General features: G+C 70.2%; 12 protein-coding genes. 6 read left to right on the top strand and 6 right to left on the bottom strand.

What is annotated here, in order from left to right:
* Positions 1–2: 2 nt before the first annotated feature.
* Entirely contained in the window at positions 3–377 is a 375-nt protein-coding gene (locus ABH935_RS14650) for a hypothetical protein (RefSeq protein WP_370378414.1), read from the top strand.
* A 273-nt stretch (positions 378–650) separates the two neighbouring features.
* Positions 651–1,607 (top strand): hypothetical protein, encoded by a 957-nt coding sequence (locus ABH935_RS14645; RefSeq protein ID WP_370378413.1) that lies wholly within the window; start codon positions 651–653, stop codon positions 1,605–1,607.
* A 140-nt stretch (positions 1,608–1,747) separates the two neighbouring features.
* Here ABH935_RS14645 and ABH935_RS14640 read toward each other — a convergent pair whose 3' ends face one another.
* The 3 genes from ABH935_RS14640 to ABH935_RS14630 form a co-directional block, all read right to left on the bottom strand.
* Complete coding sequence (locus tag ABH935_RS14640) at positions 1,748–2,941, bottom strand: acyl-CoA dehydrogenase family protein (RefSeq protein WP_370378412.1); 1,194 nt, start codon at positions 2,939–2,941, stop codon at positions 1,748–1,750.
* A gap of 1 nt (position 2,942) precedes the next feature.
* Positions 2,943–3,923 (bottom strand): CoA ester lyase, encoded by a 981-nt coding sequence (locus ABH935_RS14635; protein WP_370378411.1) that lies wholly within the window; start codon positions 3,921–3,923, stop codon positions 2,943–2,945.
* Positions 3,924–4,039: 116 nt separating this feature from the next.
* The gene (locus ABH935_RS14630) at positions 4,040–5,026 is read right to left on the bottom strand and encodes a DMT family transporter (protein ID WP_370378410.1); all 987 of its coding nucleotides are present in this window, start codon (positions 5,024–5,026) and stop codon (positions 4,040–4,042) included.
* 190 nt (positions 5,027–5,216) lie between these two features.
* Here ABH935_RS14630 and ABH935_RS14625 point away from each other — a divergent pair, with 190 nt between their 5' ends.
* From ABH935_RS14625 to ABH935_RS14610, 4 genes are all read left to right on the top strand, one after another.
* Positions 5,217–5,936 carry a hypothetical protein gene (locus tag ABH935_RS14625; protein WP_370378409.1) on the top strand — a complete coding sequence of 240 codons (720 nt, stop codon included), beginning with the start codon at positions 5,217–5,219 and terminating at the stop codon, positions 5,934–5,936.
* 347 nt (positions 5,937–6,283) lie between these two features.
* The gene (locus ABH935_RS14620; protein ID WP_370378408.1) at positions 6,284–7,318 is read left to right on the top strand and encodes a DUF3533 domain-containing protein; all 1,035 of its coding nucleotides are present in this window, start codon (positions 6,284–6,286) and stop codon (positions 7,316–7,318) included.
* Positions 7,319–7,332: 14 nt separating this feature from the next.
* On the top strand, positions 7,333–8,346 hold the full coding sequence (locus ABH935_RS14615; RefSeq protein ID WP_370378407.1) for an adenosine deaminase: 1,014 nt from the start codon (positions 7,333–7,335) through the stop codon (positions 8,344–8,346).
* A gap of 40 nt (positions 8,347–8,386) precedes the next feature.
* Positions 8,387–8,776: a PPOX class F420-dependent oxidoreductase gene (locus ABH935_RS14610; protein ID WP_370378406.1), complete on the top strand. Its 390-nt coding sequence runs from the start codon at positions 8,387–8,389 to the stop codon at positions 8,774–8,776.
* A gap of 89 nt (positions 8,777–8,865) precedes the next feature.
* On the opposite strand, the gene ABH935_RS14605 is transcribed toward ABH935_RS14610, so the two are convergent.
* The 3 genes from ABH935_RS14605 to ABH935_RS14595 are packed head-to-tail and all read right to left on the bottom strand — an operon-like array spanning position 8,866 to position 12,031.
* Positions 8,866–9,960, bottom strand: coding sequence for an ABC transporter ATP-binding protein (locus tag ABH935_RS14605; protein ID WP_370378405.1), 1,095 nt, complete (start codon positions 9,958–9,960; stop codon positions 8,866–8,868).
* On the bottom strand, positions 9,957–11,102 hold the full coding sequence (locus ABH935_RS14600) for an ABC transporter ATP-binding protein (RefSeq protein ID WP_370378404.1): 1,146 nt from the start codon (positions 11,100–11,102) through the stop codon (positions 9,957–9,959). The genes ABH935_RS14605 and ABH935_RS14600 overlap by 4 nt, the downstream gene beginning before the upstream one ends.
* Positions 11,099–12,031, bottom strand: a complete 933-nt coding sequence (locus ABH935_RS14595) for an ABC transporter permease (protein ID WP_370378506.1) — start codon at positions 12,029–12,031, stop codon at positions 11,099–11,101. The genes ABH935_RS14600 and ABH935_RS14595 overlap by 4 nt, the downstream gene beginning before the upstream one ends.
* Between the last annotated feature and the right edge of the window lie 47 nt (positions 12,032–12,078).

Below are 12,078 nucleotides of genomic sequence, written 5' to 3'. Positions count from 1 at the left end.
CCATGAAGCACGGCCACGTGCGGCGGACCGCCGCTCTCGCCCTCACCGCCGCCGCCACCCTCGGCGGCGCCCTGCTCACCGCCGGCCCGGCCTCGGCGATCGACCGCGTCGGCGGCATCGGCTGCAGCACCAACGGCGTCACCATCTACGAGGGCAACACCTACGACTCCCTCGCTTGCTATGCCGGCAGCGCGGGCACCTACAACGACACCGTGGGCGGCGTGGGCGGCGTCAAGGGCGTGTGGAACCACGGCTACACCATGTACTACGTCCCCACCACCGGGCGCGACGACTTCACCAGCTTCCTGGCCAACGACGTCCGCTACCCGTACGACTACTACCTGTCGCAGAACAGGTCGGTCACCATCGAGAACTGAGAGGGCGGATTGTGACAATTCGCGACGCGGCTGTACCCATTGGCGGCGAAGCCGCAGTGTCTATGAGCGGCGCCTGGCGTCGCCAGGTGGCCCTTACAGCCAACCAGGATGCGCGGGCCACCTGTCTAGCCATGCTTGCTCCTAGACCGTTTCGCTCGTTTCGTAGTCAGCCGGCGGTTCCGTATGCCGCAAATCGTCACAATCCGCCCTCTGAGAAAGAGCTGCCGGGCGGGAACCCTCCGCCCGCCCGGCCCGACCCGGATGCGGACTCTCATGAAGCACCTCACGCGGGCCGTCATCGCGCTGGCGCCGGCCGCGCTGCTGGCCGGCTGCGGCAGCACGACCAAGCCGGCCGCCGCACTGCCGCCGCTTTCCGGGCCGGTGCCGGTGGTGACGACCCTGGAGCAGATCAGCCGGCCCGTCGATCCCTATCTCCCGACGCCGTCCGACGTCCTGACCCTGATAGCCGCGGCCAACGTCCTGAACTCCCGGTGCATGGCGGGGTTCGGACTGCGCGGCAGCAACACCCACGCCACGGACATCGACGCGCACGGGGTCCGGGTCGCGATCGCGCACACCCACCTTTACGGATTCTTCGATCCCTCGATCGTCGCCACCGACGGTTACGACGCCGTCCAACTCCCGCCCCCCGAGCCACCGGGCCTGCCGACCGCCGCACCGCTGTCGCCCGCCGCGCTGTCGGTGGAGAACGGCACGGACGACGTCGGCCATCCCGTGCCCGCCTACGCGGGCAAGCCCGTCCCGGCTCACGGCTGCAAAGCCCAGGCCCAGCAGGGCACCGGCGGAGTGTTCCCCAACATGAGCGCGGCGGGCCTGCCGGACGGGGGCCCGGTGACGCCGCTCAGTGACCCGCGAGTCCTCGCCGCGAACAAGGAGTGGAGCGCCTGCATGACGGGCAAGGGTTACCACTTCGCCACCCCGTACGAGGCGATGGACAGCCCGACTGCGCAGGACGCGCAAGTCGTCGGCCCCGACGGCCACCACACGGTGGTCCACTCCCCCGCCGAGATCGCGCAGGCGACCGCGGATGTCGGGTGCAAGCAGGCCACGAACTTCATGGGAACGGCCACCGCCGTCCGGGACGCCTACGACCGGCAGTACATCGCCACCCACGGCCCGGCGCTGGCCGAGTACCGGCAGCAGCTCGACGACCGGGTCCGGGCCGCGCAGCAGATCGTGGCGTCCTCCGGGGCACCGCCCGCGGATTGATGGCCCGGGATTGATGGCCCGGCGCGGCCACGAGAGTGTCTCGCGCACGAACCGCATCACGGCGACGCCCGCCGGTCTTCCGGAGTATCAAGCTCCGGAAGACCGGCGGGCGCGGCGCGTTTCAGAACTGAACCAGAGCCCTACTTCGCCTTGTAGTCCTCCAGCAGCCGCCGACCGATGATCATCTTCTGGATCTCGGCGGTGCCCTCGCCGATCAGCAGCATCGGCGCCTCGCGGTACAGGCGCTCGATCTCGTACTCCTTGGAGTACCCGTAGCCGCCGTGGATCCGGAAGGAGTCCTCGACGACCTCCTTGCAGTACTCGGCCGCCAGGTACTTGGCCATCCCGGCTTCCAGGTCGTTGCGCCGGCCGGCGTCCTTGACCTTCGCCGCGCGCACCATCATCGCGTGCGCGGCCTCGACCTTGACGCCCATCTCGGCCAGCTTGAACTGGATCGCCTGGTGCTGCGCGATCGGCTTGCCGAAGGTGGTGCGCTGCTGGGCGTAGGCGGCGCCGAGCTCGAAGGCGCGCACCGCGATGCCGCAGGCGCGGGCGGCCACGTTGACCCGGCCCACCTCGACGCCGTCCATCATGTGCGCGAAACCCTTGCCGGGCGCCCCGCCGAGGATCCGGTCGGCCGGGATGCGGTAGTCGGACAGCACCAGCTCGGTGGTGTCGACGCCCTTGTAGCCCATCTTCTGGATCTTGCCCGGGACGGTCAGGCCCGGCGCCACCTCGCCGAAGCCGGCCGGCTTCTCGATCAGGAAGGTGGTGAGGTTCTTGTGCGCCGCCGGCTCGCCGAGGTCGGTGCGGGCCAGCAGGGCGACCAGCGTCGAGGAGCCGCCGTTGGTCAGCCACATCTTCTGGCCGTTGATGACGTAATCGTCGCCATCGGGCACGCCCTTCGTCGTGATCGCCGCGACGTCCGAGCCCAGCGCCGGCTCCGACATCGAGAACGCGGCCCGGATCTCACCCTCGGCCATGCGGGGCAGGAAGTGCCGCTTCTGCTCGACGGTGCCGTGCTGCTTGATCATGTAGGCGACGATGAAGTGCGTGTTCAGGATCCCGGAGACCGACATCCAGCCGCGCGCGATCTCCTCGACCACCAGCGCGTAGGTCAGCAGCGACTCACCGAGCCCGCCGTACTCCTCCGGGATCATGAGCCCGAACAGGCCCATCTCCTTCATGCCCTCGACGATCTGCGTCGGGTACTCGTCGGCGTGCTCCAGATCGTTGGCGACCGGGATGATCTCCTTGTCCACGAACGTGCGGACAGTCGCCAGGATCTCCTCCTGGATGTCGGTCAGGCCCTCGGTCTGCGCCAGGCGCCCCATCTCAGGCCTCCGGACTGTGTGCATTAGGGGCAGCGAACGAGGTGGTACGAGTCATCCCGGCGGCGCGGCCCTTGCCCGCGATGACCAGGGCCATCTTGCGGGAGGCCTCGTCGATCATCTCGTCGCCCAGCATCGCCGAGCCCTTCTTGCCGCCGGCCTCGGACGTGCAGTAGTCGTAGGCGTCCAGGATCAGCTCGGCGTGGTCGTAGTCCTCCTGCGACGGCGAGTAGATCTCGTTGGCCGCCTCGACCTGGCCCGGGTGCAGGACCCACTTGCCGTCGAAGCCGAGGGCGGCCGAGCGGCCGGCGACTTCGCGGAAAGCGTCCACGTCGCGGATCTGCAGGAACGGACCGTCGATCGCCTGCAGGTTGTGCATGCGCGCGGCCATCAGGATGCGCATCAGGATGTAGTGGTACGGGTCGGCCGGGTAGCCGGGGATCAGCGCGCCGACGACCAGCGACTTCATGTTGATCGAGGCCATGAAGTCGGCCGGGCCGAAGATGATCGTCTCCAGCCGCGGGCTGGCGGCGGCGATCTCGTCGACGTTCACCAGGCCGGCGGCGTTCTCGATCTGCGCCTCGATGCCGATCTTGCCGACCTCGAAGCCCATCGTCTTCTCGATCTGCGTGAGCAGCAGGTCCAGCGCCTGCACCTGGGCCGCGTTCTGCACCTTGGGCAGCATGATCGCGTCCAGGTTCTGGCCCGCGCCCTCGACCACGGTGACGACGTCGCGGTAGGTCCACTCGGTGGTCCAGTCGTTGACCCGCACGACCCGAGCCTTGCCGGTCCAGTCCCCCTCATTGAGGAACTTCACGATCGTGTGCCGGGCCTCGGGCTTGGCCAGCGGGGCGCACGCGTCCTCCAGATCCAGGAAGACCTGGTCGGCGGGCAGGCCCTGGGCCTTCTCCAGGAAGCGCGGGTTGGAGCCGGGGACCGCCAGACACGAACGGCGGGGGCGCTGCGGACGAGCGGACTCGGACATGGGTGGGTTCCCTCCCGGGTGTGGGTACGGACCGCTGATATAGCCGTCACGTTACTGGCGGGTCACCTAGGGCGTCATCATGACGCGCGCCACTTCCCGGGGCTTCTCTGTGGGGGTCAGTGCGCGTTCCGGCCCCGGTTCGCCGTCACCACGAGCAGCAGTCCGCCCAGGATCAGCACCGCCCCGGGAATCGCCCAGACCGAGGGGATCTGGTGCAGGAAGACGGCCGCGATCACGGCCGCCATGGGCACCTCCAGCAGGATCGCGGTGGAGATCACAGTGGCGCTGGTGGTCTTCACGACGCGGTTGAAAAGCGTGTGGCCGAGGAACTGCGCCAGGAGGGTGAGCGCGCCGATCTTCAGCCACGCGTCACCACTGAACCCGACGAGCGCGGAGCCGGTCGCCGCGACGGCGCCGATGAGGAACACGGACGCCGCGCCGTAACAGAGGAAGGCGTAGGTCGGCAGCGACGCGGTCTTGCGCACCTCGCCGCCGATGGTCATGTAGACGGCGGCGAAGGCGGCGGCGGTCAGCGCCAGCAGGTCGCCCTCGAACGCCCGGAACGAGGCGTGGAAGTCCACCCCCGACAGCACGAACACCCCGGCGAACGCGACCCCGATCCCGGCCCAGGCGCGCTTGGGCACGTGATGGCCGAGGACGCGCGCGACGATCGCCGCGAAGATCGGCTGGGTCGCGGCGAAGGCCGTCGCCGACGCCACGGAGGAGAGCTTCGCGGACGGCGTCCAGGTCGCGAAGTGCGCGCCGAGGATGAGGCCGGACACCAGCGCCAGCAGGGTGGTCCGGCGCCCGAGCCCGCGCAGTTCGGCGCGCAGGTTCTTGCGCAGGAGGACGTACGGCGCGAAGACCACGGCGGCTATCGCGTTGCGCCAGAAGGCGATGGCCATGGCCGGTGCCGCCGCCGCGGCGATGAGCGGACCGGAGGTCCCGACCGCGGTGACCGCCACGCCGAGGACGGCGATGTCGGCCTTCGGCGGCCGGTGGACGGCGGAGACGCGAAGCGGGACGGACGGGGGGACGGTGAGTGCGGTGGTGGGTGCTGTGGGTGCGGCACCGGGGACGGTCGCGGCGCTGTCGGCGGTCACCTGCGGGTCCCGGTCACGTGTAAGTCCCTGTCGTCGATGGTGGTCCTGTCAGCTGATAGCAGGGTAGCTGGGGGTGGAGGGAGGCCAGCGGGGCGCTCAGCATGCGGGAAGAGCAGGGCGTTTCGAGGGCGGGCGAATGACGTGTCACGAGAAGGCGATCGCACTACGCGAGGTGTGAGACGCTACGGCCATGCCCGAGCAGCCCGAGCAGACCACGGACACCCAGCGCACGACCGCGAGCACCGAGCCCGCGACCGCCGCCGCCTCGAAGCTGGCAGCCTCGAAGCCCGCGGCCTCGCAACCCGTCGCCGGACCCAAGCCGAGCCAGACCCCCTGGGTCCCCGAGCCCGACTTCGACGCGGCCCTGATCGAGGAGGCCGCCAAGAAGTCCGGCCTGGTCTGGCTGAGCCCGGCGGGCCTGTCCGCGAAGGGCGACACCGCCCGAGCCAGCGGCCCGCAGGCGGTCTGGCACGTGTGGCACGACGGCGCCGTGACCGTCGTCGCCGGCGGCACCGAACAACCGCTGCCGCTGTACGCGGTGCCAGGGCGCGTGGTGGAGGTGGCCATGCGCAGCAAGGACCAGGGCGGCCGCCTGATCAGCTTCCTGAGCCAGGTCGAACTGGTGGTCCCGGGCACCCCCGAATGGGGCGCGGCAGCCGAGGCCCTGCACGCCGAGCGCCTGAACCTCGCCGAAGGCGACAAGTACCAGCAGCGGTGGGCCGCGGAATCGGCGATCCTGCGGATGCGCCCGCTCGGCGGCGCCGTAGCCCCCGACAGCGGCTCGGGCGCGACGCGCCCACTGCCCACCCCGGCCACCACGCTCGGCCGGATGCCGAAGATGATCGGCGGCGTGCCGCGCGAGAAGGAGAAGGCCGGCAAGGCAGTCAAGGCGGGCAAGAAGCGCCGGTAGGGCTGCGGGAAGAGCTGCGGCAGGTCCGCGACGAGCGAACAGCGCCAAGCAGCCTGCTAAAAGCGCAGCCCTAGAGCCCCAAACAACCTGCCAACAGCCACGCCGCCACCGCTCTGGCACGCCGCGCGACCTGCCAAGAGCGCCGCCGCAGCACCAAGCGATCTGCCAACAAGCCTCGCCGCAGTGAGCGCCAAGCAGTTGCCAGAAACCTCGCCGCCACCGCGCCCATACCGGCGCCGAACCCGCAGCCGCCTCGCGTCACCGACCAGCCCGCGCCCCGGCCGCCTCGACCACCCGTTCGGCAGAATCCTGGCATTCCCGCTAAATCGCCCGGGTAGCGACCGGCCATGAACCGTGCCGCGCTCGAAGCCGCCAACGCCGATCTGAACGAGCGGGGGCGCAAGGGGCGCATCGGGTTCTTCGTGTTCATGGCGCTGCTGATGCAGTTGGCGTTCGTCGTCTCGTACACCGGCGCCATGCATGGCCCGCAGCGTCCGCATCGGATGCCGGTCGGGGTCGTCGCGCCGCTCCAGGTGGTGCAGCAGCTGCAGAAGACCTCTGATCAGTCCGGGCCGTTGTTCACGCTCAAGCCGCAGGCCAGCCCGGAGGCCGCGGAGGACGCCATCAAGCACCGGCGCGTCTTCGGCGCCTATGTGCCGGCCGCGGTCGGCAGCACCGATCAGTTGTTGGTGACCACCGCCATCGGGCCGGCGGCGCCGCAGGCGCTGACCATCGCCTTCACCCAGGCCGCGCAGTCGCAGCAGCACACGTTGCAGGTGAGGGACGTGCTGCCGCCGCACCGGGGCGACGCCGAAGGCCTGGTTCCCTTCTACCTGGTCATCGCGTGGACCGTCGGCGGCTACCTGGCCTCGACCCTGGTCGGGCTGATGGGCGGCATGAAGAGTGCGACGCCGCGCCTGGCCCTGGAGCGCATCGGGATGCTCGCCGTCTACAGCGTGCTCGGGGGCATCGGCGGCACGCTGATTGTGCACACGATCCTGGGCTTCCTCGGCGGCGGCTGGTGGACGCAAGCCCTGATCGGCATGCTTGTCGTCTTCTCCGTGTCGGTCTTCGCCAACGGCCTGCAGAGCTTCCTCGGCCTGGTCGGCACCGGGATCGTGATCGGCCTGTTCGTCATCCTCGGCAACCCCTCCGGGGCGGGCCCCTGGCCGCGGAACATGATCCCGGGGTTCTGGCGGGTGATCGGGCCGTGGCTGCCCAACTTCCAGGGCACCAACGCGGTGCGCGGCGTGGCCTACTTCCACTCGCAGGGGCTCTCTACCGCGCTGTGGGTCTTCGTGATCTACGCGGCGATCGGCGTGGCGTTGTCACTGGCCGGGGCGGGACGGGACAACGCGATTCTGCGGATGAGCGAGCATTAGAGCACAATCGCGGGATGCGCGACTTCATCCAGGGCCTGCCCAAGGCCGAGCTTCACGTCCACCACGTCGGATCGGCCTCGCCGCGCGTCGTCGCCGACCTCGCAGCCCGCCACGAAGGCGCGACCGACGTGCCGGCCGATCCGGAGCGGCTGGCCGAGTACTTCACCTTCACCGACTTCCGGCACTTCATCGAGCTGTACCTGAACGTCGTGGACCTGATCCGCACGCCCGAGGAGATCAGGGACCTGACGTACGGCGTGGCCCGCGACATGGCGGCGCGGAACATCCGGTACGCCGAGCTGACCTGCACGCCGCGCTCGCACCTGCGGCGCGGCATCGACGGGGCGGCGTACCTGGAGGCGATCGAGGACGCGCGGGTGGCGGCGCACCGCGACTTCGGCCTGACCCTGAAGTGGGTCTTCGACATCCCCGGCGAGTCCGGGCTGGAGGCCGCCGAGGACACCATCGCGCTGATCGAGGCCCGCCAGCCGGAGGCGCTGGTCGGCTTCGGGCTCGGCGGCCCGGAGATCGGCGTGCCGCGGCCGCAGTTCGCGCCCTACTTCGAGCGCGCGCGGGCCCTCGGGCTGCACAGCGTGCCGCACGCCGGCGAGTCCACCGGGCCCGAGACCGTCTGGGACGCGCTGCGGCACCTGAAGGCCGAGCGCATCGGCCACGGGACCTCGCTGGTCCAGGACCCGGAGCTGATCGAGTACCTCGGCGAGCACCGGATCCCGATCGAGGTCTGCCCGACCTCCAACATCGCCACCGGCGTGGTGAAGGACCTGGACCAGCACCCGATCCGGCAGATGGTGGACGCCGGACTCGTGGTCACGGTCAACAGCGACGACCCGCCGATGTTCGGCACCGATCTGAGCCACGAGTACGAGGTCGCCGCCAAGCTCCTGGGCCTGGACGAGCGCGGCGTCGCCGAGCTGGCGAAGAACGCCGTCGAGGCCTCGTACCTGGACGCCGCCGGCAAGGCCGCGCTGGCCGCGGAGATCGACGAGTACGCCGCCCAGGCGCGATGATCGGGAATGGCAACGCCCGCACGACGAGTTGGGAACACGCATGACGCTTGAGATCTCGGACAAGGCCCGCGCCCTGCTGGAGAAGCCGGTCCTGGTGGACCTGGCCACCGTCCGGCCCGACGGCTCCCCCCAGGTGAACCCGATGTGGTTCAAGTGGGACGGCGAGCTGCTGTGGTTCACGCACACCAACTTCCGCCAGAAGTACAAGAACATCGCCCACGAGCCGCGGGTTTCGATCTCGATCATGGACCCGGACGACAAGTACGAGTACCTGGAGGTCCGCGGCGTGGTCGAGGTGATCGAGGCCGACCCCGAGGCCACGATGTACCAGACCCTGTCGGAGTGGTACGACGGCAAGGCGATCGTCCCCGGCGACGCGAAGGACCGCGTGAAGATCGGCGTGCGGCCGACGAAGCTCTCCGGGCACTGAGAAGGTAGAAAGCATCCGGCCCGGTTCGGCGAGCGATCGCCGGTCCGGGCCGTTTCGCAGCACCTGAAAAAGGGGCCTGGAACAGGCGCCTAGAGCAGCTGCACCGACTCGGCGTAGTGGCAGGCAGCCTTGTGCACCGCGTCATCGCTCGTCGCCATCCCGCCGGGACCGCGCCCGACCAGCAACGGCTCCTCGTCGATGCACTTGCGCTGCTGCTCCGAGGTCAGCGTCAGGAACTTCGGGCAGCGGGTCCGGAACCGGCAGCCCGACGGCGGGTTCGCCGGCGAAGGCACGTCGCCCTGCAACAGGATGCGCTGCCGGGTCCGCTCGCGCCGGGGGTCCGGAATGGGGATCGCGGAGATCAGCGCCTGCGTGTAAGGGTGCTGCGGGTGGTCGAAGAGCTCGTCCCGGGGGCCGAGCTCGACGATCTTGCCCAGGTACATCACCGCCACCCGGTCGGCGATGTGCCGCACCACCGACAGGTCGTGCGCGACGAACAGGTAGGCCAGGCCCAGCTCGTCCTGCAGCTCCTCCAGCAGGTTGATCACACCGGCCTGGATCGAGACGTCCAGCGCCGACACCGGCTCGTCCAGCACCAGCAGCTTCGGCCGCAGCGCCAGCGCGCGGGCGATGCCGATGCGCTGCCGCTGGCCGCCGGAGAACTCGTGCGGGTAGCGGTTGCCGTGCTCCGGCTTCAGGCCGACGGTCGCCATCAGCTCCTCGACCTTCTTGCGGCCGACGCCCTTGTCGCCGTAGAGGCCGTGGATGCGCAGCGGCTCGGCGATGATCTCGTTCACCGTGATGCGCGGGTCCAGGGAGGCGAACGGGTCCTGGAAGACCAGCTGCATGTCGCGGCGCAGGCGGCGCAGGTCGTTCTTGCCGACCGTGGTCAGGTCCACGCCGTCGAACACCACCTGGCCGCTGGTGGCCGGCTGCAGGTGCAGGACCGCGCGCGAGGTCGTGGACTTGCCGCAGCCGGACTCGCCGACCAGGCCCAGGGTCTCGCCGGGGGCGATGTCGAAGGAGATGCCCGAGACCGCCTGCACCACCCCGACCTGCTTGCGGAACAGGCCGCTGGAGCGGATCGGGAACTCCTTGACCAGGTTCTTCACCGTCAGCAGCGGGGCCGCGGCGGCGGTCGGGGCGCCGGCGTCGGTGTCGGCGGACGTCGGGGTGGTGGTCACTGCGCGGCTCCGCTCTGCGGGTGCGGGTCGTCCGGGCGCGGGTCGTCCGGGGCCGGGCCCGGGTCGGGCCGCTCGCCCGGCGCGGCGTTCGGGTCGGTGCTGAAGATGTCCATCGCGCCCTCGTGCGTCAGCAGGTCCGAGTGGTGGCACGCGGCCTCGTGGTCGGCGCCGAGCGCCGGGAGCAGGGCCGGCTCGCTCGCCAGGCAGATGTCGGTCCGGAGCGGGCAGCGCGGGGCGAAGGGGCAGCCCGGAGGCAGGTTCACCACCGAGGGCGGGGTGCCCGGGATCGGGGTCAGCTTCTCCTGGGAGCGCTGGTCCAGCCGGGGCAGGGAGCCCAGCAGGCCCACGGTGTACGGCATGCGCGGGTGGTAGTAGATGCCGTCGATGGGGCCGATCTCGACCGGCTTGCCGGCGTACATCACCAGGACCCGGTCCGCCTGGCCGGCGACCACGCCCAGGTCGTGGGTGATCAGCACCATGGCGGCGCCGGTCTCCTTCTGCGCCGCCCGCAGCGCCTCCAGCACCTGCGCCTGGACCGTCACGTCCAGGGCGGTGGTCGGCTCGTCGGCGATGATCACGTCCGGGTCGTTGGCCATCGCGATGGCGATCACCACGCGCTGCCGCATGCCGCCGGAGAACTCGTGCGGGTACTGGTCGATCCGCTTGTCCGGAGACGGGATGCCGACGATCTCCAGCAGCTCCATGGCGCGCTTGCGCGCGACGTCCTTGGAGACGTCGTTGTGCGCCAGCACCGCCTCGGACAGCTGCCAGCCGATCTTGTAGACCGGGTTGAGCGAGGTCATCGGGTCCTGGAAGATCATCGCGATCTTCTTGCCCCGGACCTCGGTCATCTCCCTCTCGGTGAGCCCGAGCAGTTCCCGGTCCCGGAACAGCACCGAGCCGGTGATCCGCGCGGTCTTGGGCAGCAGCCCCATGACCGCCATCGAGGTCACCGACTTGCCCGAGCCGGACTCGCCGACGATGCCCAGCACCTCGCCGGCGTGCAGGTCGTAGGAGACCCCGCGCACGGCCTTGACCAGCCCGTCGTCGCCGGGGAACGTGACGGTCAGGTCCCTGACCGACAGCACGGTGTCGGCGGTCGGGACTCCGCCGGCCGGGAACCCGGGGTTCTCTGGTGTCATGCGCGGGCCTTCGTCTGCGTCGGGTCGAGGGCGTCGCGCAGGCCGTCGCCGATGAAGTTCACGGTCAGCGCGATCAGGATGATGAACAGGCCCGGGAAGTAGAACAGCCAGCCCCGGCCGCCGGTGGCCGCGGTCTCGCCGCTGGTGATCAGCGAGCCCAGCGAGATGTCCGGGAACTGCACGCCGAAGCCCAGATAGCTCAGCGCCGTCTCGGTCAGCACCGCGGCGGCCACCAGCAGCGTGAACAGCACGATGATCGGGCCGGCCACGTTCGGGATGATGTGCCGGAAGATGATCCGCCGGTCGGTGGCGCCCAGCGCCCGCGCCGCCTCGATGTACTCCTTCTCGCGCACCGAGAGCACCTGGCCGCGCACCACACGGGCCGAGCCGGTCCACAGCAGGCCGGCCAGCACCACGGCCAGCAGCGCCCAGTTGTTGCCGAACTTCTTGCCCAGCAGCGCGCCGACGGCCAGCGCCGGGATGGTCAGCACCAGGTCGACCAGGCGCATCATCAGGGTGTCGGTGAGGCCCCGGTAGAAGCCGGAGACGGCGCCGTAGATCGACCCGAAGACGGTGCCGGCGATCGCCACGGTGAAGGCGATCTTCAGCGACAGCTGGGTGCCGGCCATCACCTGCGCCATGTGGTCGGCGCCGTTGGAGTCGGTGCCGAACGGGTGGCTGAGCGAGGGCGCCACCGAGAAGTCGTTGGTGAAGTCGTTCGGCCCGTACTTCCACACCACCGGCCCGATGAAGGCGAACAGGATCACCAGGACCAGCACGAACAGCGAGGCCACCGCCAGCTTGTGCTGCCGGAACCGGCGCAGCACCAGCTGCCACTGGTTGCGCGCGGCCACCGTGAACTCGTTGTCGGTCGGCTCCGGGCCCGACTGCAGTATGTCCTCGCCGCCCGGGGTGACGGCGTCTATCATCAGCCCGGGCTGCTGGCCCTGCTCGCCCAGGAACTCGGCGCCCCGGC

Source organism: Catenulispora sp. GAS73, assembly GCF_041262085.1.
Taxonomy (GTDB): Bacteria; Actinomycetota; Actinomycetes; order Streptomycetales; family Catenulisporaceae; genus Catenulispora.
The sequence above is the reverse complement of the archived record's forward strand: the minus strand, read 5'-3'. Positions and strand labels throughout refer to the sequence as shown.